Origin of the sequence: Streptacidiphilus sp. MAP12-16 (assembly GCF_041262165.1) — a bacterium.
Taxonomy (GTDB): Bacteria; Actinomycetota; Actinomycetes; order Streptomycetales; family Streptomycetaceae; genus Streptacidiphilus.
In genome coordinates, this window is record NZ_JBGCBY010000003.1 from 160,264 (window position 1) to 186,153 (window position 25,890).

The 25,890-nt window shown below is 70.7% G+C and carries 19 protein-coding genes; 11 read left to right on the forward strand and 8 right to left on the reverse strand.

The window, feature by feature from the left end:
• Positions 1 to 471: 471 nt before the first annotated feature.
• From ABIA33_RS04655 to fxsT, 4 genes are all read left to right on the forward strand, one after another.
• On the forward strand, positions 472 to 2,970 hold the full coding sequence (locus tag ABIA33_RS04655; RefSeq protein ID WP_370077215.1) for an FxsB family cyclophane-forming radical SAM/SPASM peptide maturase: 2,499 nt from the start codon (positions 472 to 474) through the stop codon (positions 2,968 to 2,970).
• Positions 2,936 to 3,874 carry an aminoglycoside N(3)-acetyltransferase gene (locus ABIA33_RS04660; protein ID WP_370077217.1) on the forward strand — a complete coding sequence of 313 codons (939 nt, stop codon included), beginning with the start codon at positions 2,936 to 2,938 and terminating at the stop codon, positions 3,872 to 3,874. The genes ABIA33_RS04655 and ABIA33_RS04660 overlap by 35 nt, the downstream gene beginning before the upstream one ends.
• Before the next feature lie 81 nt (positions 3,875 to 3,955).
• Positions 3,956 to 5,374, forward strand: coding sequence for a TIR-like protein FxsC (locus tag ABIA33_RS04665; RefSeq protein WP_370077219.1), 1,419 nt, complete (start codon positions 3,956 to 3,958; stop codon positions 5,372 to 5,374).
• Entirely contained in the window at positions 5,374 to 9,339 is a 3,966-nt protein-coding gene (gene fxsT / locus ABIA33_RS04670) for an FxSxx-COOH system tetratricopeptide repeat protein (RefSeq protein WP_370077221.1), read from the forward strand. The genes ABIA33_RS04665 and fxsT overlap by 1 nt, the downstream gene beginning before the upstream one ends.
• A gap of 11 nt (positions 9,340 to 9,350) precedes the next feature.
• Here fxsT and ABIA33_RS04675 read toward each other — a convergent pair whose 3' ends face one another.
• The 3 genes from ABIA33_RS04675 to ABIA33_RS04685 all read right to left on the reverse strand — a co-directional run bounded on the left by ABIA33_RS04675 (position 9,351) and on the right by ABIA33_RS04685 (position 12,369).
• A complete protein-coding gene (locus ABIA33_RS04675; RefSeq protein WP_370077223.1) occupies positions 9,351 to 10,217 on the reverse strand; it encodes an alpha/beta fold hydrolase in 867 nt (288 codons plus the stop codon).
• 239 nt (positions 10,218 to 10,456) lie between these two features.
• Positions 10,457 to 11,377, reverse strand: a complete 921-nt coding sequence (locus ABIA33_RS04680; protein WP_370077225.1) for a DUF4231 domain-containing protein — start codon at positions 11,375 to 11,377, stop codon at positions 10,457 to 10,459.
• Between the two features lie 74 nt (positions 11,378 to 11,451).
• The gene (locus tag ABIA33_RS04685; protein ID WP_370077227.1) at positions 11,452 to 12,369 is read right to left on the reverse strand and encodes a DUF4231 domain-containing protein; all 918 of its coding nucleotides are present in this window, start codon (positions 12,367 to 12,369) and stop codon (positions 11,452 to 11,454) included.
• A gap of 544 nt (positions 12,370 to 12,913) precedes the next feature.
• Between ABIA33_RS04685 and ABIA33_RS04690 the strand changes: the two genes are divergently transcribed.
• The gene (locus ABIA33_RS04690; RefSeq protein ID WP_370077229.1) at positions 12,914 to 14,314 is read left to right on the forward strand and encodes a PAS domain-containing protein; all 1,401 of its coding nucleotides are present in this window, start codon (positions 12,914 to 12,916) and stop codon (positions 14,312 to 14,314) included.
• A gap of 4 nt (positions 14,315 to 14,318) precedes the next feature.
• On the opposite strand, the gene ABIA33_RS04695 is transcribed toward ABIA33_RS04690, so the two are convergent.
• Positions 14,319 to 15,068 carry an SIS domain-containing protein gene (locus ABIA33_RS04695; RefSeq protein WP_370077231.1) on the reverse strand — a complete coding sequence of 250 codons (750 nt, stop codon included), beginning with the start codon at positions 15,066 to 15,068 and terminating at the stop codon, positions 14,319 to 14,321.
• 186 nt (positions 15,069 to 15,254) lie between these two features.
• Between ABIA33_RS04695 and ABIA33_RS04700 the strand changes: the two genes are divergently transcribed.
• Positions 15,255 to 15,947, forward strand: a complete 693-nt coding sequence (locus ABIA33_RS04700; RefSeq protein WP_370077233.1) for a metal-dependent transcriptional regulator — start codon at positions 15,255 to 15,257, stop codon at positions 15,945 to 15,947.
• A gap of 467 nt (positions 15,948 to 16,414) precedes the next feature.
• Here ABIA33_RS04700 and ABIA33_RS04705 read toward each other — a convergent pair whose 3' ends face one another.
• Positions 16,415 to 17,119 (reverse strand): bifunctional DNA primase/polymerase, encoded by a 705-nt coding sequence (locus tag ABIA33_RS04705; RefSeq protein ID WP_370077235.1) that lies wholly within the window; start codon positions 17,117 to 17,119, stop codon positions 16,415 to 16,417.
• A 294-nt stretch (positions 17,120 to 17,413) separates the two neighbouring features.
• Between ABIA33_RS04705 and ABIA33_RS04710 the strand changes: the two genes are divergently transcribed.
• Both ABIA33_RS04710 and ABIA33_RS04715 read left to right on the forward strand, forming a co-directional pair.
• Entirely contained in the window at positions 17,414 to 18,793 is a 1,380-nt protein-coding gene (locus ABIA33_RS04710) for a transcriptional regulator (protein ID WP_370077237.1), read from the forward strand.
• A gap of 214 nt (positions 18,794 to 19,007) precedes the next feature.
• Entirely contained in the window at positions 19,008 to 20,066 is a 1,059-nt protein-coding gene (locus ABIA33_RS04715) for a hypothetical protein (protein WP_370077239.1), read from the forward strand.
• Between the two features lie 67 nt (positions 20,067 to 20,133).
• Here the strand turns inward: ABIA33_RS04715 and ABIA33_RS04720 are convergent, their stop codons facing one another.
• A complete protein-coding gene (locus ABIA33_RS04720; RefSeq protein ID WP_370077241.1) occupies positions 20,134 to 21,369 on the reverse strand; it encodes an ABC transporter substrate-binding protein in 1,236 nt (411 codons plus the stop codon).
• Positions 21,370 to 21,561: 192 nt separating this feature from the next.
• Here ABIA33_RS04720 and ABIA33_RS04725 point away from each other — a divergent pair, with 192 nt between their 5' ends.
• A complete protein-coding gene (locus ABIA33_RS04725; RefSeq protein ID WP_370077243.1) occupies positions 21,562 to 22,071 on the forward strand; it encodes a hypothetical protein in 510 nt (169 codons plus the stop codon).
• 120 nt (positions 22,072 to 22,191) lie between these two features.
• Positions 22,192 to 23,061 (forward strand): formyltetrahydrofolate deformylase, encoded by an 870-nt coding sequence (purU, locus tag ABIA33_RS04730; RefSeq protein ID WP_370077245.1) that lies wholly within the window; start codon positions 22,192 to 22,194, stop codon positions 23,059 to 23,061.
• Positions 23,062 to 23,282: 221 nt separating this feature from the next.
• On the opposite strand, the gene ABIA33_RS04735 is transcribed toward purU, so the two are convergent.
• Entirely contained in the window at positions 23,283 to 24,572 is a 1,290-nt protein-coding gene (locus ABIA33_RS04735; protein WP_370077247.1) for a zf-HC2 domain-containing protein, read from the reverse strand.
• Entirely contained in the window at positions 24,569 to 25,132 is a 564-nt protein-coding gene (locus ABIA33_RS04740; protein ID WP_370077249.1) for a sigma-70 family RNA polymerase sigma factor, read from the reverse strand. The genes ABIA33_RS04735 and ABIA33_RS04740 overlap by 4 nt, the downstream gene beginning before the upstream one ends.
• 316 nt (positions 25,133 to 25,448) lie before the next feature.
• Between ABIA33_RS04740 and ABIA33_RS04745 the strand changes: the two genes are divergently transcribed.
• Positions 25,449 to 25,871, forward strand: a complete 423-nt coding sequence (locus ABIA33_RS04745; protein WP_370077251.1) for an STAS domain-containing protein — start codon at positions 25,449 to 25,451, stop codon at positions 25,869 to 25,871.
• Positions 25,872 to 25,890 lie beyond the last annotated feature (19 nt).

Here is a 25,890-nt window from a genome sequence, read left to right on the forward strand (position 1 = left end):
GCAAGACGTCTTGCCAGGTCCAGGGACTGTGCGGCCAAATGAACCTTTGTGACGATGGCTCAAAATCGCGCGCGGGGGCTGCGCCCTGGCTATGATGTCGAGTTGTCCGCTACAGGTAGCCGTTGCGCGCGCGTGGAAACTCCAGGTTGCCCTGGGGTGGTGTGAATTAACGGGTCAGGCTGGAGCAAACATGATCGCTAAGACCCTACCTGGCTTCCCGTGTTCCCCCCTACCCGCGATTGGGTCCTCATGAACGCAACTGCACCCACTATCTCCCGGTCGGCGCCGAGCCCCGCGGTCACTCGTGAGCGCGTCCCACTGGGTCGGCGGGCCCGAATGGCTGACGCCGCATCAGCTCGGGTCATCGCTCGCATCCTGCCCGCGCTCGGAAAGGAGCGGGTCGAGGTCGCGGCCTTCCAGTCGAGCATCTGAGGCGCCTGAGAGCTGTAGACCTTTCGCCGTTACCACGCCATGGACAGACCGTTGGTGCCTTTTCGTCAGTTCGTTCTGAAGATGCACAGTCGTTGCGATCTTGCTTGCGATCATTGCTATGTCTACGAGCATGCCGACACGAGTTGGAGGGGGAGGCCGAAGTCGACCTCTGACGAGGTGCTGGTGCGTACGGCGGAGCGAATCGCCGAGCATGCGAAGGCCCATCGGTTGACTGATGTCCACGTCGTGTTGCATGGAGGGGAACCCCTCCTCGCCGGCCCGGCGAAATTACGCCGGGCCGCCGAGGAGCTGAACCGCGCTTTATTTCAGGTGTGTGCGTTGGACCTGCGGATTCACACCAATGGAGTGCTGCTGGACGAACGCTTCCTTGATCTTTTCGATGAGTTCGACATCAAGGTCGGTATTTCCCTGGACGGCGACAAGGCGTCCAATGACCGCCATCGCCGCTATGCCGACGGTCGGAGCAGTCACCCCCAGGTCCTCCGGGCAGTGGCACTTCTCGACCGGCCGGAGTACCGGCACCTCTATGCCGGTCTGCTCTGCACCATCGACGTCGCCAACGACCCGGTGGCCGTGTACGACGCTCTAGTGGCGCTCGATCCGCCCCGTATCGACTTCTTGTTGCCGCACGCGACCTGGGACCAGCCGCCCACCCGGCCCGATGGTCATGAAACTCCCTATGCGGACTGGCTCCTGACGGTCTTCGATCGCTGGGAGGCACAGGGACGCCCCGTCCCCGTCCGCATGTTCGATTCTGTGCTGCGTACGCTCGACGGACTCAGCAGCCTCACCGAGTCCTTGGGGCTGGATCCAGCCGATCTGGTGGTGATCGAAACCGACGGGTCGCTCGAGCAGGCCGACTCGCTCAAGACCGCCTTCGACGGGGCGCCGGCCACCGGCTTCGACGTCTTCGCCGACGACTTCGACTCCGCTGCACGGCATCCGGGCATGATCGACCGCCAGTCGGGACTCGACGGCCTCAGCGAGAAATGCCGCTCCTGCCCGGTGGTCCGCTCCTGCGGTGGCGGCCTCTACGCGCACCGCTACCGGACCGGCGAGGGCTTCGACAACCCCTCGGTGTTCTGTCCGGACCTGATGCAACTGATCAACGGAGTCGAGCACAGAGTGCAGGCGGCATCGCAGGTCGCCGTTCCGTCAGCAGCCGCGGGACCGCTGACGGACGGCGAACTCGGCGAGCTGGCGAGCGGCTACGGCAGCGCGAACACGGTCCTCGCCCTCACCGACGCGCAACTGGGACTGGGCCGTACCCTGCTGGAGGAGCTGTGGTGGCGGGCCGAACCCGACCGGCGTGCCCGCGCTGCTTGGGATCTGATCACGGCGCTCGATGCGGAAGCGCCCCAGGCCCTGGACCGGGTGCTGGCCCACCCGTACACCCGGGCCTGGATTGTCGGCTGTCTGACCGGCCCCCGTGGCGACCGGAGGGGCAGCAGCGGACCCCCTGCGGACCTGGGCGGTCTCGCGGAGATCGCCGCTGCTGCCGCACTGCGTGCAGGGTGGCGGATCGGCGGGAGTGACGCGGTAGCGGTGCCGGTGCGTAACGGTGTACTACGGCTGCCCACGCTCGGTCGGGTGCTGCTCGACGGCTGCGCCGAGGCGCTGGTCCGCGCCACCGGCGACGGCTTCGCCGTCGAGGCCGGCGGTGAGACGTTGCGGTTCCCCTGGAAGAACGCCGACGACGCACCCGATCCGCGCTGGCAGCCGCTCAACCGGGCGGAGGCTCCCGGGGGCCCCTTCGGTCCGTGGACCGTCTCCCTGGAGGACACCGATCCGCACCGGGACGCACACCAGTGGCCCGTCGCCGACCGCCTCGGCAGTGGTGAGGTCGCCGCCTGGCAGGCCGGACTCGCCGAGGCCTGGGCCCTCATCGGTGCCGACCTCCCCGGATACGCCGACGGGCTGGCCGCAGGGTTGTCGGTGATCACCCCGCTGCGGCGGGGTGCCGACGGCAGTGAGACCAGCTCCGCCGCACGGAACGCCTTCGGCGCGGTCGGCATCGCCCGACCGGTCGGCTCCGACATCCTGGCGCTGCTTGCCGTTCACGAGTTCCAGCATGTGAAGCTGGGTGCGGTGCTCGACCTCCACGACCTGTTCGACCCCAAGGACACGCGTCTCTTCTACGCGCCGTGGCGTCCTGACCCGCGTCCGCTCGAAGGACTCCTCCAGGGGACGTATGCGCACCTTGCTGTCACCGAGTTCTGGCGCTCGCGGAGGCGTGCTTCAGGACTTGACGAGTCGGCAGCGCGCCGCGCGGAGCTGGAGTTCGCCCGCTGGCGGGAGCACACAGCCCAGGCAGTGGAGACCTTGGCCGGATCCGGTGCCCTGACCCCGCTCGGCGAGCGTTTCGCCGCCGGGATGCGGGCGACGGTGACACCCTGGCTGAACGATCCGGTCGAGGGCTGGGCGGCGCTCGCCGCGCAACGGTCCGCCGCGGAGACCCGGGCCGGTTTCGAGGAGCGGAGCGGTGCCGGTGCCCGGCAGTCGGCAGCGCGGCGCTGAGGCCGCGGGAGCGGCGGGATCGGGGTCGGGAGTGCGGGAGTTGGAGGTCGAGGGCCTGGCGGGGGGGCACAGCGAGGAGGGGTTGCTGCGCGATCTCGTCCAACTCGGTGTGTGCGAGGGGGACACGCTCTTCGTGCAGTCCTCGCTGCGCAGTATCGGGCGGGTCGACGGCGGCGCAGCGGCCGTGGTCCGGGCTCTGCGCCGGGCTCTCGGGGCGGACGGTACGCTCGTGGCGTACACCGCGACGCCGGAGAACTCCACCAGCTCGCGAGAGTTTCGTGCCGCCACCGCGGGGTTGGGCGAGGCGGCGCTGGAGCGCCACCGATCGCGGATGGCCGCGTTCGACCCGCTGACGACTCCCTGCTCACCGAGTGTCGGTCGGCTCTCCGAGGAGATCAGGACCACGCCGGGCGCCCTGCGGAGCAGCCATCCGCAGACCTCGTTCGCGGCGCTGGGGCCGCAGGCGGAGAAGATCGTCTGGAGGCACCCGCTCGACTGCCATCTCGGGGACGAGTCGCCGCTCGGGCGACTGTACGAGCAGGGTGCCTCGGCTCTGCTGATCGGCATTCCCGACTGGCTCTGCACGGGGTACCACCTGGCCGAGTACCGGGTGCCCCGGCGTCCGCTCCGCCACTACAGCTGCTTGGTCGCCGATGCTCAAGGGGTGGGCCGCTGGCGGAACTTCGAGGACCTCGACCTCGACGACCGGCACTTCCCCGCGCTGGGGGCGTCGGTGCGCCAGGAGGTCGATTTCGGAACCGGGCGGTTGGGTGACGCGGACTGCTTCCGGGTGCCGCTGGTCGAGGCAGTGGATGCGGCAGCTCGCTGGCTTCTCCACAACGATCCGTCAGATCCCGACCACACATGCATGGTTGACGAGCGATCTGATCGCGCGGTCGAATAGCTCAACGGTGAACGGTTCGCCGCGGGGGATCCACCGCTTCCATCAGCGGCGGCACCCCTTTCCGCGGTACGGGGGTGGCGCGTGACTGACCAGGAAGGATCGGGCGATGACGAACGCCGACCCTACTTCTTCCTGAGTTATGCGCACACTCCGGGAACCGGTGCCGGCGGGCACGACCCCAACCACTGGGTGCACCGGCTCTACCAGGACCTCTGCGAAGCGATCATGGAGATCACGGATCTCCCTGCTGATGTTCCTGCCGGTTTCATGGACCGGGGTATGCATCTCGGCGAGGAATGGGCCGAGCGCCTGTCTGACGCGTTAGCCCGCTGTCGGGTGTTTGTACCGCTCTACTCACCGCGCTACTTCCGCAGCGCCCCCTGCGGGCAGGAGTGGCAGGGTTTCGCCTCGCGCGAGGTGGAGCCCCCGCGCGGCGGCGCCCCGCACACAGGCATCGTGCCGGTGTGGTGGGTGCGGGTGCCCACCGAGAGCCTGCCTGCGGTGGCGAGCAGACTGCAGTTCAACCACAGCGAGTTCGGTATGGACTACCTCAACGAGGGACTGCACGCGCTGATCAAGCTCGGATACTTCAAGGAGTCGTACGACCTGGCCGTGCACCGCCTGGCCCAGCGGATCGTCCATGTGGCCCACCAGACGAAGGTCAGGGAAGGTGAGCGGCTGGACTTCCTGACCCTGCCGAGTGCCTTCGCGCCTCCTCCCCCCTTCCGTCAGTTGCGCATATCCGTGCTGGCCTGCGATGTCGGGAGGCTGCCTGCCGGCCGTGCTCCACACACCTACGGACAGACTCCGCTCGACTGGCAGCCGTACTGGCAACCGACCAAGCTGCCGCTGGTCCAGCACGTCGTGAGAGTCGCCAAGAAGCTGAACTTCCACACCAGCGTGCATCTCTTCGAGGAGGAGGCGGAGGAACTGCTCAAGCCGGCCGACTCCCAGCCCCCGGAGCCGAGCGCGCCGGGACTTCTGCTGCTCGACCGGTGGGCGCTGCTCGATCCGGCCCGGCGTGAGCTGGTGCGGCGCTTCGACGAGCGAAACCCCGCCTGGGTCAGTGTCATGGAGCCCTGGGCTCAGGACGACCCCGACAACCGGGTGGCCAACGGGGAACTCCGCGAGCTCAGCGAGTTGACGCTCCGGCACAAGCGCGAGGTCAAGCCGAGCTTCAAGGAGGCCGTCGACGGCCTCCCCTCGCTGGAGGCGTTCAACCAGGAACTGCCGCAGGCCGCCCAGCGGGCGATGAACGGGTTCGAGGAGAGCGCGCGATCGACGCGCCCGGCCGAAGGCGGCGGCAGACGCCGGCCGAGCCTTCGCGAAGCCCTGGTGGTGCCACTGGCGACGGTGCGCGATGCGAAGTACGGCCCCATGGGCGGGCCGGAGGACGAGATGTCACGGGAGCCGACGACCAGTGCCGCGCGGGACGGCACTTCGGACCACGGCTCCCAGCACCCTGACAGCGGCGAGGCGGACCCGGCGGAGGGGACCTGATGACTGAATTCCAGAAGACTGCGGAGCGGGCGCGGGAGGGCCGATCCCCGGCGGAGGATCGTGCCGGACAGATCATCACCTTCTACTCCTACAAGGGCGGTACCGGCCGCACCATGGCCCTGGCCAACACGGCCTGGATCCTGGCCTCCAACGGATTCCGGGTGCTCACGGTCGACTGGGACCTGGAGGCACCCGGCCTCGCCCGCTTCTTCCACCCCTTCCTGGATCCGGCGGTGCCGGGTTCGACCACGGGCGTGATCGACCTGATCCTGGAGTACCGGGAGGAGGCGATGCGGGATCTGGCTCGCAGCCCCGACTGGCACCGGGAGTTCGCCCGGGTCAGGCCGCATGCCGTGTCGCTGAGCTGGCCGCTCTTCCCCGACGGCGGCAGCCTGGACTTCCTCTCGGCGGGGCTCACCAACAGCGACTACGCCACCACCGTCGCCAGCATCAACTGGGACCGCTTCTACGAGAAACTCAACGGAGGCCGGTTCTTCGAGGCGATGCGCGAGGACATGCGCCGCCACTACGACTACGTCCTCATCGACAGCCGTACCGGCCTGTCCGACATCGCCGAGATCTGCACCGTGGAGATGCCGGACACCCTGGTGGTCTGCTTCACCCTCAGCGGGCAGAGCATCGAGGGTGCTTCGGCGATCGCCCAGCACATAGCGAAGGCCTACGGGAACCGGAAGATACGCATCCTTCCGGTCCCGATGCGGATCGACGAGGGCGAGAAAGAGAAGGCCGACGCTGGGCGGGCACTGGCCAGGGCGCGCTTCAACGGGCTTCCAGTGGGCCTTGAGGGGAGCCAACTCATCCAGTACTGGGGCTCGGTGGAGATTCCCTACAAGCCGTTCTACGCCTACGAGGAAATCCTGGCGACCTTCGGCGACCCGTCCGGAGGGGCCACGTCCATGCTGTCGGCCTGCGAGCGGCTCACCTCGGTGATCACTGCGGGCCGGGTGGCGAGCCTGCCCGCCATCCCCGAGGACGTCCGGCGGCGCTATGTCGACTCCTTCACCCGACGGCCGCCCGCCGGTCCAGCCGACCTTTTCCTGTCGTACGCCCCCGAGGACCGGATGTGGGCCGACTGGATCGAGTCGGTGCTCACCCGTGCCGGAATCCGGGTGGTGCCCAGGGAGGTCGGTGCCGACCCGAGGGTCGAGGCCGAACGCGGTGCGGACGCTGCCGCCCGTACTCTCGCTGTGCTCTCCCCTGCCTATGTCCGCTCCCCGCAGGCGCAGGCGGTATGGGAGGCGGTGGCCGGGGCGGATCCCTCAGGAAGCCGCCGGGAACTCATTCCGGTCCGGGTCGGCGATGTTCGGCTGACCACGCCTTTCAGCAACCGCAACGCCGTGGACCTGGTCCGGCTGGAGGAGGAGCAGGCCGCGGCCGCGCTGCTGCGCGCACTCGGCCGGGCCGACACGGTCCTGGAGCCGTCCCCGTCCGACGGTCCCCGCTTTCCGGCCACCCGACCCGAGATCTGGAACCCCCGACTGCGCAACCCCGCCTTCACCGGCCGCTCCGCCGTGCTCGAGCGGCTGCGCGACCAGCTGCGCGGCAGCAGCACCGCCACCGGCGTGCAGCCCACGCCGCAGGCCCTGTCCGGTCTCGGTGGTGTCGGCAAGACCCAGATCGCCCTGGAGTACGCACACCGCTTCATGGCCGACTACGACCTGGTGTGGTGGATCGAGGCCGAGCAGCCCGACCAGGTCGTACTCTCCCTCGCGGAACTGGCCGGCAGGCTCAAACTGCAGGTGGGCGACAGTGTCGCCGAGGCTGCCGAGGCTGCCAGGGAGGCACTGCGGCAGGGCACTCGGTACGCCCGCTGGCTGCTGATCTTCGACAACGCGGACGAACCGGCCAGCATCGCGCGCTTCTTCCCGGCGGGCCCCGGGCACGTGCTGGTGACCTCACGCAACCAGGTGTGGTCGGGTCAGGCCGAGGACCTGGAAGTGGACGTCTTCACCCGGGGCGAGAGCATCGAGCACCTGTGCCGCCGGGTGCAGGGCCTGAGCCGGAAGGATGCCGACCGCGTCGCCGAGGCCGTCGGCGACCTGCCGCTGGCAGTCGAGATCGCCGCCGCCTGGCTGGAGACCACTGGCACCCCGGTCAGCACCTATGTGGCAGAGCTGCAGCAGGAGGCCCCGCTGGCGCTGGCCGCCACCCAGGTCAACGACTACCCGTCGGTGTTCGGTGCCACCTGGAACGTGTCCATCAACAGGCTGCGCGAGCAGTCGCCGGCCGCTGCGCGACTGTTGCAGCTGTGCGCGTTCTTCTCCGCCGACCCGATATCGATGAGTCTGTTCTACAGCGGGCAGATGATCCGGACGCTGGTGGAGTACGACCCGGACCTGCAGGACAAGTTCATGCTCGGCAAGGTCATCCAGGCCATCGGCCGCTACGGACTGGCCAAGGTCGACGCGGGCAGCAACACCTTCCAGGTGCACCGGATGGTGCAGGCCGTGATCCGCTCCCAGCTCGACGCGGAGGAGCAGGTCGCCGCGATGCACGAGGTGCACCGCATCCTCGTCGATGCGCGCCCGCTGGTCGACGACATGGACGACCCGGACAACTGGCCGCCGTTCGAGCGGATCTGGCCGCACCTGGTCCCATCCAAGGCCGATGACTGCGACGAGGCGGACACCCGGCAGCTGCTGATCGACCGGGTCCGCTACCTGTGGAAGCGCGGCGAGCTGGAGGCGGGTGCGGAGCTGGGGCGCAGGCTCCACGAGGCGTGGATCACCAAGCTCGGCGAGCTCGACCGGCAGACGCTGCTGCTGCGCTTCCAACTGGCCAATGTGCTGCGCACCCAAGGACGCTTCGAGGAGGCCCTGGCGTACGACGAGGACACCCTCGAACGGCAGAAGGTGGTGCTGACACCCGACCACCCGTACACCCTGATGACGGCCGGAAGTCTGGGCGCCGACCTGAGGGCGCTCGGCCGCTTCCAGAAGGCACTGGAGCTGGACAAGGAGACATACAACAAGTTCAAGGATCTGTTCGGGGAGGACCACCCGCGCACCATGGCCATCGCGCACAACCTGGCCATCGACTACCGCTTCACCGGCCGCTACGCGTCCGCCAGGGACCTGGACCAGGAGACCCTGGAGCGACGCATCGCGGTGCTCGGTCCGCGGCACCCCTACACGCTGACCACCAAGGCGGCCCTCGCGGAGGACCTGCGGTCGCTGGGGGACTTCGACGGCTCGGTCGAGCTGCTCGAGGAGTTCCGGGTGGAGTACACCTCCGTTCCGGTGCTGGACCTGCCCACCCTGCGCTACACCAAGAGCCTCGCGGTGGCGCTTCGCAAGGCCGGTCGACAGGGTGAGGCGAAGAGGCTCACCAAGGAGACCTACGAGCGCTACCTGGAGCGCTACGGAGCCAACTTCCCCGACTCGCTGGCCTGTGCGCTCAACCTCGCCGCCGACTACTCGGCCTCCGGCGACAAGGAGACGGCGCGCGACAGCGCCAGGGAGGTGTACCAGGGGTACCAGGACTCGCTGGGAGCACGCCACCCGTTCACCCTGGCCTGCGCCAACAACGTCGCGATCTACCTGCGGGGCAGCGACGCGGTCCCGGAGGCGGTGGAACTGGGCGAACGAACTCTCACCGCCCTGGGGGAGGTGGTCGGCCCCCGGCACCCGTACACCCTGTCGGCGATGATCAACCTGGCGAACGCCCACGCGGACGCGGGCGAGCTGGAGCGGTCCGAGGAACTGCTCCGCGGGGCGATCACCATCCTGACCGAGCGCTACGGAGCCCAGCACCCCGACGTGGTGGTGGCCCAGGCCAATCTGGCGGCCACGCTGCGGGAGGCGGGGCATCGGGAGAAGGCCCAGGAGCTGCGCGCCCAGGTGCTGGCGGAGCTGGTGCGTCAGTTCGGTGAGGAGCACCCGACCACCCAGTCCTGCCGTGGCTGGAAACGGATCAACCGCGATCTGGAGGTGCAGCCGGTCTGACGCCGGACCGGCTAACGCGCCGCCCAGCGGAGCACTGCGGGGAGGATTCGCAGCGCGCCGAAGTGGGCGGCGCCCGGTTCCACGACCATGTGGGAGTCGGGGATGCGGTCCGCCAGCCAGCGGGAGTGCTCGACCGGGGAGAAGGTGTCGTCCTCGCCGTGCCAGAGCAGTACCGGAGAGGCGATGTCCGCGGGGTCGAAGCCCCAGTCCTGGCTGAACGCAACAGCGTCGTCGATCCAGCCTCCCGCGTCGTAGCGCAGGGCCTCGCTGTAGTTGAGCTCCAGCATCCGGCGCAGCCCCGGATCGGCGACCACTCGGCGGTCGGAGGGCGGCAGTTCCCGGCGCAGTTCGGCGATCAGGCGGGACGGGTCGGCCCGGATGTCGCGCGAGCGGACCTGGATGGTGGCGACGATGCGCTGGTGCCCGCGGTCGGCGCTGGTGTACGCGCGGACGTTCGACTCCGTCATGCCGGCGTACCAGTCAAGCCCCGGCGCGTTCCTGGGGGCGATGCTGACCAGGGCGGCCGTCCGAGTGACCAGGTCGGGTAACAGCGCGGCGCAGGCCAGCGCGTGTGGGGCGCCGCCGGACCGGCCGACCACGGCGAAGGCGGTCAGCCCCAGCTCCTCGGCGACGGCGGCGACATCCGCCGCCGCGTCGACGACCCGTCGGCCCGGGCGGCGGTCGGAGTCGCCGTAGCCGGGCCGGTCGAAGCTGATCAGATGGATGCCCAAGCGGTGCAGTACCTGGCCGCGCGGGGCCGGCCCGAGTCGGCTGCCGGGCGTTCCGTGCAGCAGGAAGACCGGCCTTCCACGCGGATCACCCGCGGTCTCCACTGCGATCGTTCTGTCGTCGGACGCCTTGACCAGTCGTGACGCCAATGCGTCTCCCTTCGTCTGTCCCGTCGTCCCGTGGACGGTCGCAGAGTTCCGCGGGAGCAAGTCATCCGGCTCGCGCAGGCAAAGGCTGACGGATCATCAACTCCCCCATGTGTTGCCGGACCAGTGTGACCCGCCCCGGCGTCCTTGCACAGGACGCGTACCCGCCGATCTCTCCTGGGAGATCTCCGCGTGCCGCTGACCGCAGCAACGCGGCGCCGAGGTGCCGCTGGCCGCGCGCGTCAGACCCGGTGCTGGCTGCGGGCCCGCCAGACGATGTGCTCGCGCGAGATCGCCTCCTCCGCGTCTCTGGCCAGCCGTGCCCAGTCCGCCTCGGCGCCGGGCGCGTTGAGGTCGAGCCGGTTCAACTGCCGGGCAATGCGCTCGAGTTCGTTGCCGGCCAGCCTGTATGCGGAGGCCAGGGGGCGGAACTGCCTCAGCTGGGTCCAGGCCGTCACCGTGGCCGCTCCGGCGGAGAACAGGCCGAGTGCTCGAAGGGACGGATACGCGGTGGCTTCGAGGACCGAGAACAGGATCCCTGCCCCGAACATCACGGCGATCCACAGGCCCCAGACATGCGACTTGTGGTCGCACTCGTCGGCACGGGACAGGTACCAGGTCCGCTGTGCGTACACCCGCTCGGTCAGGTACAGCTCCCGCCGCTGCCGAAGCGACGCCCGGCGTTCCACCCGCATTCGCCGGGTGATCTTCGGCTCGGTGCCCGAGGGCAGGGCAGTGGTGTCCCGGAATACCTGTGGGACGTCGCGGACCTGCTCCTCGAACTGCTTGTCGGCCAGGGCCGACTCGGCCGGTCCCTCGAAGGGCCTCGCCCGCACCACGTATTTCCAGGTGAGGGTCTTCACTGACTCCGCAGCCGACCGGCCCTGGTACCACTGCTCCTGCGGTGCCCGGCGGTGGAGCGCGAGGGCGAAGGCTCCGGCCGCGAGGAAGCAGGCGATGGAGAGCAATGGAACGATGTTGATGCCGTCCACCTCACGGGCGGAGAGCACACCGAAGAGGGCGGCAAGCAGGGTGAGCCCGAGCTGCCACCGGTACCAGTGCAGGGCGAAGTCCTGACCCTGGAGCGAGGCCCGGTCGGCGGCCCAGAACGGGTCCGGGAGCAGTTCGGCCTCCCGGTGGCGCGGCGGATCCTGATGCGGCATGCGTGTCCCCCTGGCGTCCCCTCCAGTCTGCCCAGTGGACACCGCGCCGTACAGAACGCGAACGAGGAGCCGTGCTACACCCGGCGGTCGCGGCGGGCACGCCAGATGGTGTGCTCGCGGGAGACGGCGTCCTCCGCGTCGCTGGACAGCCGCGCCCAGATGGTCTCGGCCTGCGGGACGTTCAGGTCCAGACGGCTCAACTGGCTTTCGATCAGGTCCAGTTCACTGGCCGCCAGGCGGTACGCGGCAGCAAGCGGACGGAACTGCTTGAGCTGGGTCCAGGCGGTCACCGCCACAGCGATGGTGGTGCACACGCCGAGCAGGTGGAGGTCGACGATGCCCAGAAACTGGGCCAGTGCGACTACCACGGCGATGATGATGGTGCCGGTGGAAGCCAGCTGCCAGATCGTGGTCGCATTCTCGCAGCGGTCGGCCCGAGAGAGGTACCAGGTGCGCTGGACCCGGATCCGCTCCTGCAGGTACACGTCGCGGCGTACGGACAGCGGCATCGTCCGCAGCCGGCGCATCTCGTCGGTGATCGCGGGTTTCGTTCCGGTGGGGATCACCGGGCTCTTCTGGAACGCCGCGAAGACCTCGCCCATCTGCTCCAGATAGGCACTGTCGGCATCGGGGGAATCGGGCTCGTCGGCGAACGGCCAAGCGCGCACCACGTACTTCCAGGCCAGGGTCTTCACGGACTCCGCCGCAGCGCGGCCCTCGTACCAAAGGGTCTGGGGCTTGTCGCGGCCCAGGCGCCACCAGAAGTAGCCGGCTCCGGCAAAGAAGGCGGCGGACACGGCCTGGAGCCAGTTCAGATGCCCGTCCCGGACATTGGCTATTCCTGCCAGGGCGGCGAGGACCAGCATCAGGATCTGTCCGCGGTACCAGCGGATGGACTGCTCCTGGCCCTGGAGCGACGCGTCGTCAGCCGTCCAGAACGGCTCCGGGAGCAGTTGGCGCTCGCGGTGGCCTGGCGGATCCTTGTGGACCATCGACTCCCCCTCGTCTCGTCCTGGACCAGTGTGACCCTGCCCAGCGACCCTGCACAGCACACGTATCCGCCGAAGTTCGGCAGCGAGGAGCGGCAGGGGAGGGATGGGGAGGGATGGGGAGGGATGGGGAGGGAGGGGAGGGGGAGTGAAAAGGAACGGCCCCTGGGCCTGCTCCCGTCCGGAGGGACGGGCGCCGGAGGACGGCCGGCGAGCCCAGGGACCGGGTGACTGCTGTGGATTGCCCCGCCGCCCTAACGCGCTCAGCGGGTTGGGCTGCTAGGAAGCAGCCACCTCACGAGTCCCAGAGTTACTCATTCTCTGGATCACCTCCTTTCAGTGTGCCGACACTGTAGGCAGGTGCCGTGCGGTGCGGCAACGGGATATTGGGGATTGTCCGAGAGCGGCCCTCCGACGTGCGGCGATTCCAGGGCGAAGCCCCACTGACGGGGGACATTTGGCGGAAACGGGTGTACACGGCGTGACGGGCGAGTTGAATGGCAACGCCCACGAACACGGCCCGGACCCGGTGGGGAGTTGCCTCCGCGTGAACGCGCAAGTACCGGCAGTGCATGTCGATGCGGACACTCGACTGCTCGCTGCCCTGCTCGACGGAATGGAGGTCGGCCTCGCCGCGATGGACCGCGACGGGGTGCTGACCCACTGGAACCGCGAGGCCACCCGGATGCTGGGCTGGACGGCGGAGGAATCGGTCGGCCGCAGCGGTCTCGAAGGCTGGGCGCTGCGCCCCGGCGACGCCGACGCGGTGCGCAGCCAACTGCTCGGCGCGACCGCCGGGGCGACCCCGCGCGTCCACGAGTTCGCCCTGGTCACCCGGGACGGGCGGCGGGTCCTGGTCCGGGCCCAGGCGCACCCGGTCGTGGCCGCCGACGGCCGCTCGCTCGGCCTGTACTTCGCCTTCTCCGAGGCGGGCGCGCAGGTGGAGCTGGAGCGCTCGCTCGCGCTCGCCGAGGCGATGATGGACGAGGCCCCGACCGGCGTGGTGCTGGTGGACGCGGACCTGCGCCCCGCCGCAGTCGGCGACTCCGCCGCCCGCTGGCTGGACTGCGAGCGCACCGCGCTGCTCGGGCACCCGCTGGGAGAGGTGCTGGGCGACGGAGTCCAGGAACTGGAAGCGGCGCTGCAGCACGTCCTCGCCACCGGGAAACCGCTCAGCGGCGTCAAGCTGTGGGCCGCGCTGCGCGCCGACCCGGGCCGCCGCCGCTGCTGGCACAGCGAGTTCGTCCGGCTCGGCTCCCCGCTCGGCGAGGAGCCGGTGCCGCTGGGCGTCGCCTGGTTCTTCGAGGACACCACCCTGCACGAGCAGGCCGAGCAGGAGGGAACGGTGCTGCGGTTCCGGGCCACCCAGCTGCGCCGGGCCGGCCAGGCGGCGGCGGAGTGCGAGGACCCGATGGAGGGCGCCGTCGGCTACCTTGACTTCGTCCTCGCCGGGTTCGCCGACTTCGCGCTGCTCGACGTACCGGCCGGATCGGAGTGCGGGGCGGCCGGCGGCGGACTGGTCCGGCTGGCGGTGTCCCCGATCGGGGTCCTGGGCGAGGAGGCGGCGCTGGAGCCCACCGGCATCCCGGCCCGCTACGGCGAGGTCCATCCGGCGGTCCGGGCGCTCGAACGCTCCGGGACGGTCACCGTGTCCGCCCCGGCGGCCCTGCCCGACAGCGGCGGCACCCTGCCGCAGCCCGACTGGGCCGCGCTGCGGCACTGGCCCGCGGGTACGGTGCACGGCCTGTGCACGGTGCTGCGCAGCCGGGGCCGCACGGTCGGCGTGCTCACCTTCCTGCGTGGCTCGGGGCGCCAGCGCTTCGACCGCGCGGACATCGCCTATGCGGAGGACATCGCCGCCCGAGTGGCCTCCGCCGTCGACCTGGCGGAGGCCGCCGAGGCTGTGAAGGCCGCGACCGCCGGGTTGTCCGCGGCTCAGAAGGTGTAGCGGCTCAGAAGGTGTAGAAGACGCGGTCCCGGTGCTCGGCCATGAGCTTCGCGTTCCAGTCCATGCCCCCGTCGACGTTGCCGGAGCGGAACAGCGGCGGGGTGAGGCCCCGCGCGGCCAGCTTGCCCACGGCGGAGGCGACCACGGCCTGCATCAGCGCGATCGTGGTGATGCTGGAGACGGGGCCGAAGGTGGTGTCCGCGCCCTCGGCGCTGAGCTCGCCGTCCCCCACCGCGATCTTGTTGTCCAGGACGATGTCGCACTGGTCCTTGAGATAGGTGCCCGAGGGGTGCTGCGAGGACACCGCGGCCGGATAGGCCAACGAGGTGACGCCGATCACGGTCAGTCCGCGCTCGCGGGCGTGCATGGCGAGCTCCACCGGCATCACCTGCCGCCCGGACAGGGAGATCACGAAGAGCAGGTCGCCGCGCCGTGCGGGGCTCGCGTCCAGGGTCGCAGTGGCCAGCCCCGACACCCGCTCCAGCGAGCTACCCAGATGGGCCGGGATGACGTCCACGCCCGTCACTCCGGGCACGGCGAGCAGGTTCATCAGGACTAGGCCGCCGGCGCGGTACACCACGTCCTGCGCGGCCAGCGAGGAGTGGCCGGCCCCGAAGGTGAAGATCCGGCCGCCGTCGCGCACGGTGCCCGCGAGCGCCTCCGCCGCGCGCTCGACGCTCTCGGCCTCCTCCGTCCGGACCCGCTGGAGCAGGGAGATCGCGGCGTCGAAGTACTGCCCGGCCAGATCGCTCATCGAGAGTGCGCTCGCTTTCGCTGGTTGCTGCGCTTCGGCGGAGAGGTGCCCGTACCGGAGGCACCGTGCTGCCTCGGCCGGGGCGCTGTCAACAGGGCCCCGGTCGATCCGGCCGGATTGTCGGCGTGATGCGTCAGAATTGGCACTGCGACCACGACAGCCCACGAGGAACGGAGCCCGCGGCCGATGTCAGGGCACCTGATCGACACGACTGAGATGTACCTGCGCACCATCTTCGAACTGGAGGAAGAGGGCGTCGTCCCCATGCGCGCCCGAATCGCGGAGCGCCTGGAGCAGAGCGGGCCCACGGTCAGCCAGACCGTGGCCCGGATGGAACGAGACGGCCTGCTGCAGGTCGCCGACGACCGCCACCTGGAACTCACCGAGGGCGGGCGACAGCTCGCCACCCGGGTGATGCGCAAGCACCGCATCGCGGAGTGCCTGCTGGTGGACGTCATCGGCCTGGAGTGGGAACAGGTCCACGCCGAGGCCTGCCGCTGGGAGCACGTGATGAGCGAGGCGGTGGAGCGCCGCGTCCTGGAGCTGCTGCGCCACCCCACCCAGTCGCCGTACGGCAACCCGATCCCGGGCCTGGAGGAGCTGGGGGAGATCCCCGCGGACGACGCGGACGCGGAGACGCTGGTGACCCTGGACCTGCTGGCCCCGGGCGCGGAGGGCAAGAGCGTGGTGATCCGGAGGATCGGCGAGCCGATCCAGACGGACGCGCAACTGATGTACACGCTGCGCCGGGCCGGCGTGCAGCCGGGCGCGGTGGTCAGCGTCACCGAGGCGCCGGGCGGCGTGCTGGTGAGCAGTGGCGGCGAGGCCGCCGAGCTGGACAAGGACATCGCCGCCCACGTGTTCGTGGCCCGCACCTGAGGCGGACGACGGAGTGGAGGACCCCGGCTCTTTCCCCGAGCGCCGGGGTCCTCCGCTTTCCCCCTCCGTGCCTGCCTCCCGGCAGACGTCCCACCCCTGATCCTCCCCTGATCCCTCCCCGGGGATCCCACCCCGTCCCCCTTGCCCGGCTTCCCCTCCGGGCGCCCCCTGCTGCGCTGCCCTGATCTCCTGAGGCGACTCCCTCCCTGCTGCGGATCCTTACGTCGGCATTCCTCCCCTCGGCAGCAACGGCCAATCCTTGAGCGCTGTCACTCGTACGTGGGGCTTTTCCACTCGTCGGAGTGGGTACTGATCACCTCTCCGCTTTCCTTTCTGCCACCGGGCGCGGCTGTGCCCCGGCTCCAGGGGGAGGGGAGTCGGGGCACAGGGTGTGCCGGGCTGCGACTGCCGCGTTTACGGCTCCACAGGTCGCTACTGCGCCGCCTGCCAGGAGTACAGGGCTTCTCCTAGGAGACGGGGGCGGGCAGCGGCGCCTCTCGGCCGCACGCGTAGGCGACGGGGTTGATCAGCTCGGTGGCCTCGGGCAGCCAGCGGTTCAGAGTGGTGGGTTCGCGCGCCCACTGGGCGAAGCCGAAGGTGCCCACGCGGGTCGGCGGCGCGACGATCCAGTCGCCCTCGCCGTGGCCGACCAGGTCGAGACGTCCCGGGCCCCAGCCGAGCCGGCGCAGCACCTCGGGCAGCTTGGGCAGCGAGCCGGGCAGGACCAGGAAGACCAGCCGCCGACCGCGACCCGAACCGCCCCCGCCGCCACCGGGAACCGCCAGCACCGGGCCGAGCTGTACGCCCATCCGCTCCATCCGGGCCAGGGCCAGGCAGCCGGCGATCTCCGGCACGTCGATGGCGTCGAAGGCGCGACCGGTCGGCAGCAGGATGGAGGCCAGCGGGTTCTCGGTCCACCAGCGCCGGACCACGCCGGGTCCCGCGCTGGCCTTGCGCACCCAGTCGCGGGTGGTCGGGTGGGCGCCGGGCGCGGGGCAGCCCAGGTCGCCGCAGGAGCAGCGGAGCGGTCCTTCGTCCTCGATCAGCCAGGTACCGGCGGCAACCTCCCAATGGCGCTCCTCCGCGTATCTGACGGCCGCATCGATCAGCAGGTCGCCGGTGCTGTCCTGACGGACGGTGGTCTGCCGCGTAGCTCCCAGGGTGTCTTCCACGTCGTGCACAACTCGCACGGCGTGAGCGGGTTACGGGCGTTGCCACGAAAGTGAACGCCAGGTCGGTCGAGTGGGGGCGCGTCGGTGCACGAACGGGGCGCACGCGGGGTCGGGAGGCGGGTAACGGGTATCTCTCAGGGGAGACCGCTCGCTACCCTGAACGGTATGTCTCAAATGCCATGACATGGCAAGAGATTCACGCCTATCAGGCTTCATCGTGCTCCGCTGCGGGAATGCTGGGGACTGCCGGAGACCTGTCGGGGTGACCACCACGCTCAAGGGGGAGGCACGCTCATGGCCGCCAGACCACTGGTCGCACGACAGCCCAACGAACGACTCCAGGCACTGATCCAGGAGGCGGGCTGCTCCAACGCCGGCCTGGCTCGCCGGGTGAACCTCTGCGGCGCCGAACACGCACTCGATCTCCGTTACGACAAGACCTCGGTGGCGCGCTGGTTGCGCGGCCAGCAGCCGCGCGGGCAGGCCCCCGCGGTGATCGCCGAGGCCATCGGCCGCAAACTCGGACGGTCCGTCACCGTCGAGGAGATCGGCATGGCCGACGGCAAGAACCTCTCCTCCAGCATCGGACTGCACTTCTCCGCCACCCTCTCCGGCGCCGTCGAGCAGGTGTGCGAGCTGTGGCGCAGTGACGTCGGCCGGCGCGACTTCCTCACCGGGGCCTCCGTCGCCGCCTCCGCCCTGGTCGAGCCGAGCCGCGACTGGCTGATCACCCGTCCCGACCAGCAGGTGGCCCGAACCGGGGGCCCGCGGGTAGGACAGGCGGACGTCGAGGCGGTGCGCGCGACCACCGAGATGCTGGTGGAACTCGATCACCGCTTCGGCAGCGGCCACGTCAGACCCGTCGTGGTGCACTACCTCAACAGCGTGGTCTCCGGGCTGCTCTCCGGTTCCTACCGGGAGGAGACCGGACGCATCCTGTTCGCCGCGGTGGCCCGGCTCACCGAGCTCGCCGGATACATGGCCATCGACACCGGCCAGCCCGGACTGGCCCAGCGGTACTACATCCAGGCGCTGCGCCTGGCCCAGGCCGCCGGCGACCGCGCCTACGGGGGCTACGTCCTGGCCTCCTCGATGAGCCATCTCGCCGCCGCCCTGGGCAATCCCCGGGAGATCGCCCAACTCGCCCGCGCGGCGCAGGAGGGAGCGCGGGGTTCGGCCACGTCCACCGCGATGGCGATGTTCTACGTCGCGGAGGCGCGCGGACACGCGCTGCTGGGCGACGCGCGCTCCTGCGAGGTGGTAGCGGGCCGCGCCGTCGAGGCGATGGAGCACAGCCGGCCGGACGAGGACCCGGAGTGGATCGCGCACTTCGACGCGGCCTATCTGGCGGACGAACTCGCGCACTGCCACCGGGATCTGGAACAGCCGAGGCAGGCGGCGCGGCAGGCCGAGGAGGCGCTGCGGGGCCACCCGGAGACGCGGGTCCGCCGGCGGGCGGTGGACCTGGTGCTGCTCGCCACCGCGCAGTTGCAGCTGCGGGACGTGGAGCAGGCGTGCGAAACCGGGGGACATGCGGTCGAGTTGATGTCGGGTCTGCGTTCCGCGCGCGGAGCGGAGTACCTCGACGACTTCCGGCGCAGGCTGGAGCCCTACCGGGAACAGCGCGCGGTACGGGAGTTCCAGGCGCGGACGCTGGCGGAGGCCGCGGCCTGAGCCGGGTTCCGGCTGTAGGTCTGGCAGTGCGTCTGGCAGTACGTCAATACGGTGGGTTCGTGGCCACTCGTCAGGGTGAACGGGTAGCGTGGGCCTGTCAGAGTCCGGCTCGGATGCCTCAGCTCTGATGCTCCGGCTCTGAAGATCTGACAAGTGGTCCCGCCCCGGTGCGGGGGCAGGGCAGCCCGCCTACCGGGCGAAGTGAGGAATCGCGTTGAACCACCGTCGCCCGAACTCCGACGAGCTGACCCCCGACGACCTGTTCAGACCCGAGCCTGCGGTCATTCCCGGCGAGGTCGTCCGCTCCACCCGCAGTGACATGCCCTGGGACGCCCCCACCCAGCAGGTGGAGGGGCGTCCCGAGTACTTCGGCGACGCTCCGGCGCCGACCCGGGCGGTGCCGCAGCAGCAGGTGGCGGAGGAGGCGTCGACGCAGTTCATGCCGCCGTTCCCGGCGGCCGCGACCCAGCCGGTGCAGCAGCCCATGCACCAGCAGCCGACCTACGGCGGCGGCTACCAGCAGGGCTACCAGCAGCCGCAGGGCTACGACCAGGGTGGCTACGGCGGCTACGGAGGCCAGTCCGGCTACCAGTCCGGCTACCAGGAGCAGGAGCAGGAGCCGGAGCACCGGCCCGGGCCGCCCTGGCGCCGCTTCAGCTCGCGCACCATCGCCGCCGGCGTCGTCGGGGTCTGCGCTGTACTCGGCATCTGCGTCGCAGCCGCCCTCAGCGGCGGCAGCGCGCCCAGCGCCGCGGCCACCCGGCCGACCACCCCGGCCGCCGGCGCCAAGCAGCCCAGCACCACCGGCTCGGGCTCGGCGGCCGCCAACCCCCAGGCGCAGGCTCTGTCCGACCTGCTGTCCACTGCCTCGAACAGCCGCTCCGCCGTGATCAGCGCGGTATCGAGCATCGAGCACTGCCAGAATCTGGACCAGGCCCAGCAGGACCTCACCTCGGCGGCGGGGATGCGCCAGCAGCTCGTCGTGCAGTTGGGCACCCTGCAGACCGATCAGCTGCAGAGCGGCCCGCAGCTGATCGCGGCGCTGCAGGACGGCTGGAAGGCCTCGGAGAGCGCCGACAGCCACTACGCGGCCTGGGCCGCGCAGTCGAAGAGCCCGTGCGCGCACAAGCACAAGCCGCAGGCCGGCGGTGAGAAGAAGGCAGGCGACGCGGCGAGCTCCACCGCGACCGTGGCCAAGGCCAAGGCGTCGCGGTTGTGGAACGCGATCGCCGACGGAGCAGGACTGCCCAAGCGGGCGGGCAGCCAGCTCTGAGACTCCTGCTCCAGCGCGAACGCCGGGCCGAAGGGCCGGTCAGGACTGGCCGGTCAGAGCTGGCCGGTCAGGGCTGGAGCAGGATGCTGCGTACGTCCACCAGGCCGGTCTTCTCCTCGGTCAGCGCGCCGACGCGCACCTGCTGGAAGGTCACCTTGGTGTTCACCAGCCGGGGCGCGCTGGCGAGCGGCAGCAGGTCGCTGTCCCGCCAGGACAGCGGCGGGGTCTGGCCGCCGGTGTTGATCGGGGCGCTCGCGTCGAGCGCGGCCTTGAGCGCGCTGCCGGTGACCGGTCCGTTGACCTCGGAGACTGCCTTGCGCAGGACCTCGAAGGCGATCCAGGTGGTCTGCTCGCCCGGGTCGGCGGTATTGATCCGGTTGTCGGTGAAGGCGTACTGCTTGACCGCCGCGTGCAGGGCGTTCCACACGGGGCTGTCGTCCGGCGGGTACCAGCCGGTGGCGAGCGCGCTGCGCAGCGGGCCGGTGTCGCCGCCGGTGGAGTCGACCAGCGACTGCTGGAAGCTGCCGATGATCGCGGACAGCTGGGTGTTGGTGGGGGACAGCCGCCGGTAGTCGTCGTAGAAGGTCGCGGTGGACGCGGGGTCGAGCGCCGTGGTGACGCAGGAGTGCGGCAGGTCCGCACCGATGGCCCGGCCGGCCTCGGTGGTGTAGTCGGTCCGTCCCTGGTCGACGGGGATGTCCACGGCGGTGATCTGCTTGGTGGAGAGGCCGGCGTTGAGGAAGCCGAGCATGGTGTCGCCGCCCTTGCTCTGCGGGCGGATCACCGCGACCCGGTGGCAGCCGGACTCCGCCAGCTGCTCGCCGTTCCCGGCCAGCAGCGCCTGGTAGCCGCCGTTGACGGGGTAGGAGTACGGCGAGGTGAACTCCTGCGGGGACAGCCCGAATCCACCGATGTAGGGGATCCCAGCGGTCTCCAGGATCGGCATGAACGTTCCGGCGAACTGGCTGTACGAGCCGACGACCGCGGCGACCTTCTGGTTGGCGGCCTCGGTGGCGCAGGCGGCGGCTCCGACGGGGGTGTTCTGCTCGTCGCAGGTCACCACCTGGAGCTGGTGACCCTGCAGCCCGCCCGTGTCGTTGACCTGCTTGGCGATGGCGGTGGCCAGGGCGGGCATTCCCGCTGCGGAGCCCGCGGAGCCCTCCTCGGGCGCCCAGGTCATCACTTTGATCACGTCGTGCTCGGAGGCGTTGGCGTCCCCGCCGCAACCCGAGAGTCCGCCGACCAGGGCTGCCGCTCCGACGGCGGCGACGATCACGTGCCTGGACTTCCGCGTGGACCTCATCGCTTTGGTACCCCTCCCCTGAGGCTTTCCTTGGCTGAACCGAGCACCACTCCGACCCAGCCTTGATGCGGCGCCGCACGGCAGGGCGGCCGGATCTGTAACGCCGGACCAACGGAAGGGGAACAACGAGTGGGGAGGGATTCGTGGGGCGTCCGGGGAGGCCGCCGGGGGTAGAACGTAGGATCGATTCTTATGCAGGCTTCACAGCAGGGTTCACCAAAGTCTTCTCGAACGGCCACCCGCTCCAGCACCATGGGCGCTATGCCGCTCACTGACATCCCCTGGTGGCGCTGGCGGGCCCGAGTCCGCTCAGCGCTGCACATGCTCGGCGACCCCGCCTTCCAGCAGGACTGCTGGGTCCTCGGCAGGGAGGGCTACGGCGACGTGACCGACGCCGTGTACCGCCTGGTCGAGGACACCTGGCTGGACCGCTGGTCCGCCGAGAAGTACGTCGGCACCATGGTCCGGGACTCGGCCGAGGCCGCGGCCGTGGACACCGCGGTGCTCCGGGTGCTCCGGATCCTGCACCAGGTCGGCCCGGACGCGCCCTCCGCCGCCTATCTCCAGCACCACGGCTGGCCGGAGGCGGTCAGGGCCTGCCGTGACGCCCACATCCGCCTCGCGGTGAACGACGGCGAGGACCCGGACACGCCGCCGCGTTCGCTCTCCGTGCTGGCCATCCTGACCCGGGTCCCCGCCTAGCCCCCTGGAGCTCCTGGCGGAGTTCCTGGCGGAGCTCTTGGCTGGTGAGACGGCCGCCCGCGCCGCCCGCTGCCTGTGGCACTCTTGCCATCCAGCGGATCGCACGAGAGGACGTCCCCGGTGTCACAGCAGCAGCCCGGCACGGGCCAGTACGTACTGACCCTGTCCTGCCCGGACAAGCAGGGCATCGTGCACGCCGTATCCAGCTACCTCTTCCTCACCGGCTGCAACATCGCCGACAGCCAGCAGTTCGGCGACGCGGCCAGCGGGCTCTTCTTCATGCGGGTGCACTTCTCGGCGGAGGCCCCGGTCACGGTGGAGAAGCTGCGCGCGAGCTTCGCCGCGACCGGCGACGCCTACCGGATGGACTGGCAGATCCACCCCGCCGCGGAGCGCACCCGAATGCTGCTGCTGGTCAGCAAGTTCGGCCACTGCCTCAACGACCTGCTGTTCCGTGCCCGCAGCGGCGCGCTGCCGGTCGACGTCGTCGGCGTCGTGTCCAACCACACCGACTTCCAGGACCTGGCGGAGTCCTACGGCGTCCCCTTCCACCACATCCCGGTGACCGCCGAGACCAAGGCGCAGGCCGAGGCGGCGCTGCTGGAGCTGGTCGACCGGGAGCGGGTGGACCTCGTCGTGCTGGCCCGCTACATGCAGGTGCTGTCGGACGACCTGTGCAAGGCCCTGGCCGGGCGGGCGATCAACATCCACCACTCCTTCCTGCCGAGCTTCAAGGGCGCCAAGCCGTACCACCAGGCGCACATCCGGGGTGTGAAGCTGATCGGCGCGACGGCGCACTACGTCACGGCGCAGCTCGACGAGGGCCCGATCATCGAGCAGGAGGTCGTTCGGGTCAGCCACGACGTCACGCCCGAGCAACTGGTGGCGCTGGGCCGGGACGCCGAGTGCCAGGCGCTCGCGCGCGCGGTGAAGTGGCACGCCGAGCACCGCGTGCTGCTCAACGGCAGCCGCACCGTCGTCTTCACCTGACGGTCAGGAACGCGCGACGCTCACGGGCGCGACAGCAGTCGGGCGGCGTGGAGGAGACTGTGCTGCCCGGGGGATGACCCCCGGACCCCCAGTCGCGCCGACGGTGGTGTGGGGTTCGGGTCACGGGCGCGACAGCAGTCGGGCCGCGTGGAGGAGACTGTGCTGACCCGGGGGGCGACCCCCGGACCCCCAGTCGCGCCGACGGTGGTGTGGGGTTCGGGTCACGGGCGCGACAGCAGCCGGGCCGCGTGGAGGAGGTCGCGGGCGGCGGCGCGGTCGCCGGTGACGCCGCAGGGCAGCCGGTCCGGGTCACGATGCGCCGCGCACAGGAAGCAGAACTCCACGCCGTCGACGGCGAGCGTGGCCACGGGTTCGGTGTCCACGGGCAGGGGCGGGGCGCCCGGGGTCGGCGGCTCGAGCGGGACCAGCCACTCGCTCTCGCCCCGGCCCTCGATGATCAGCTTCACCGCCCTCGCGCCGCGCGGGTCACCGTAGGACGGGTCCTGCCAGCCGGCCAGCGAGGCCAGACCTGCCGCCCGGAGCTGCGCGAGGCCGTACGGGAGCAGCCGCGAGGCCAGCTCGATCAGCTGGCGAATGTGCGTCCCGCGCGGCGGGCCGTACGGGTAGCCGACCGCCTCGGCGATGTCCTCGCCGTGGACCCAGCACTCGAAGGCACGGTCCAGGAAGGCGTCCCGGAGCGGGAGTTGGAAGGCGCCGTAGTCCACCGCGGCCTTCCCGGCGGCCCGGCCCTCCCCCTCGCCGTCGGCCGCTGCGGCCTCGGCGAGGGCCGCGGTCTCCACGATGGTGCGGGTCTGCTCGCGCCAGAAGGCGCGTACGGCGTCGGGGGAGCGGCGGCGCTGGGCGTCCATCAGCCGGGTGGTGCGCTCCATCAGGTCGATGCCGGGCGACGGCGACGCGTCGACCGGGGACGCCGGCACCGGATCGGGCAGGCCGAGCGTCCGGGACAGCACGCCGTCCACCGCGGCGAGATGGCACAGCACCTCGGCCGGGCGCCACTGCTCCGTCCCGCCGTGCCACGGCAGGTCGGCGCGCTCCATCCAGTCGAGCTCGCCGAGGTCGCGCAGCAGGGCGTCCAGCCGGGCGGTCTCGGCGACGTACGGGGTCGCGTAGTCGGGCACCCGGATCTGCGGAGCGCGCCGGGCCAGGGCACGGGTCAGGACCTGGGTGCGCAGCGTCGGCGCGGGGTCGAGCGGCTCGTCCGCGGAGAGCCAACCGGCGGCGTCCCGCAGCCGGTTCGCCTCCTCGGAGCAGGAGGGGCAGCCTGCCAGGTGACGTTGCACCTGGGCCGACTCCCCGGCCGGGCAGGCGTCCAGGGCCCAGGCCCCCAGCAGCCCGCGCAGTGCCTCGTGGTCGAGCGGGTCGAGCGGGTCGAGCGGGTCGAGCGGGTCGACGGGGTCGAGGGGGTCGAGGGGGTCGAGGGGGTCGAGCGGAGCCAGCGGATCGAGCGGGTCGTGTTCTCCGGGGTCGCCCGGGCGAGGAGGAGCGGTCATGAGGTGGGCTCCGTGGCGAGAGCGGTGGCGAGGAGCTGGAGGCCGAGCCGCATCCGGTGCTTGGCGGTGGCGGTGCTGATGCCCAGTTCCCGGGCGGCCTGCTGGTACGTCCGGCCGCTGAAGTAGGTGAGGACGAGGGTCTCCCGCAGCGCCTGCGGCAGCCCGGTGACGACGTACTGGACCCGGGCGGCGGTCGCGTCGGCGAGCGCCTGCTCCTCGACGCTGGACGGCTCCTGCGGGATCTCGTAGTCGTCGGGTCCGGCCGTCGGCAGGCCACGGTCCCTGCGCAGGCGCTCGACGGCCCTGCGGTGGGTGAGCGTGCTTATCCAGGAGCGCATGGAGCCCTGGGCGGAGTCGAAGTCCTCGGGGTGCTCCCACACGTGGGTGAAGACCTCACGGGTGATCTGCTCGGCGGCGTCGGGGTCGGCGAGCACGCGGTTGGCGAGCCCGTGCACCAGCGAGGCGAACTGGTCGTACAGCTCGCCCAGGGCGGACTCCTCGCCGCGGGCGAGTCGCCGCTGGATCTGACGGTCCCACCGGATGGGAGCCGGCGTCGCCATGGGCACCACCCTTCCTGGGTGTCCCTACCGGTTGCCGCACGTGCTGTGACGCTGTGGAGCTGTGCAGTCGCGGGTTGTCCCCAAGGAAATCTATCGCTCACCTGGGTGGGCGCACGCCTGTTTGTTGAAACTCTCCACCCCGGCGCTTACCCACCCCCGTGCGCCCCCGGGTCGAGGCGGGGTGCCATCCGACGTCCGCTCCGGCTAACCTGAGGGTCCGTCATAGACTCTCCGTGACCGTTCGCGTTCCACTCCTGTCCCGTTGCGGACCATCTGCCCCGACAACCGACCCGACAACCGAGAATCGCGGCACAGCGTGACCACACTGACAGTGACGTCCGAGGCACACGACAGCTGGCTCTTGCTGCGCGTGACGGGGGAGATCGACCTGCTCTCCGGAGCGGTGATCCGGGAGCAGGTGCGCCAGGTCGTCGCGGCGGGGCGGCGCAGCCTCGTCCTCGACCTGAGCGCGGTGCGCTTCTGCGACTCCAGCGGGGTGGGCGTGCTCATCGCCGCCCGGCGGCTGATGCGGTCCTGCTCGGGCGAGCTGCGGCTGGTCCTGCCGGATGTGCGGGACCGGGCGGACTGCGCGGAGGTGCACCGGGTCTTCACCGCCCTCGGCATCCGGCGCCTGTTCGACATCCACCCGGACCTGGCGTCGGCGACCGCCGAACCCGCGAACGTGCCCAAGGCACGGCCGACGCGGGTTCCCCCTCCGCGCCTGGCCCAGAGCGCCTAGGAGGGTGCTGAAGATCCAG

What these genes read in the sequence shown, in the direction of transcription:
- ABIA33_RS04685 (WP_370077227.1), bottom strand. Translation starts at nt 12,369, where the DNA reads ATGGTCCACAAGGATCCGCCAGGCCACCGCGAGCGCCAACTGCTCCCG.
- ABIA33_RS04695 (WP_370077231.1), bottom strand. Translation starts at nt 15,068, where the DNA reads ATGAGCGATCTGGCCGGGCAGTACTTCGACGCCGCGATCTCCCTGCTC.
- fxsT (WP_370077221.1), top strand. Translation starts at nt 5,374, where the DNA reads ATGACTGAATTCCAGAAGACTGCGGAGCGGGCGCGGGAGGGCCGATCC.
- ABIA33_RS04680 (WP_370077225.1), bottom strand. Translation starts at nt 11,377, where the DNA reads ATGCCGCATCAGGATCCGCCGCGCCACCGGGAGGCCGAACTGCTCCCG.
- ABIA33_RS04700 (WP_370077233.1), top strand. Translation starts at nt 15,255, where the DNA reads ATGTCAGGGCACCTGATCGACACGACTGAGATGTACCTGCGCACCATC.
- ABIA33_RS04655 (WP_370077215.1), top strand. Translation starts at nt 472, where the DNA reads ATGGACAGACCGTTGGTGCCTTTTCGTCAGTTCGTTCTGAAGATGCAC.
- ABIA33_RS04725 (WP_370077243.1), top strand. Translation starts at nt 21,562, where the DNA reads ATGCAGGCTTCACAGCAGGGTTCACCAAAGTCTTCTCGAACGGCCACC.
- ABIA33_RS04735 (WP_370077247.1), bottom strand. Translation starts at nt 24,572, where the DNA reads ATGACCGCTCCTCCTCGCCCGGGCGACCCCGGAGAACACGACCCGCTC.
- ABIA33_RS04710 (WP_370077237.1), top strand. Translation starts at nt 17,414, where the DNA reads ATGGCCGCCAGACCACTGGTCGCACGACAGCCCAACGAACGACTCCAG.
- ABIA33_RS04720 (WP_370077241.1), bottom strand. Translation starts at nt 21,369, where the DNA reads ATGAGGTCCACGCGGAAGTCCAGGCACGTGATCGTCGCCGCCGTCGGA.
- ABIA33_RS04740 (WP_370077249.1), bottom strand. Translation starts at nt 25,132, where the DNA reads ATGGCGACGCCGGCTCCCATCCGGTGGGACCGTCAGATCCAGCGGCGA.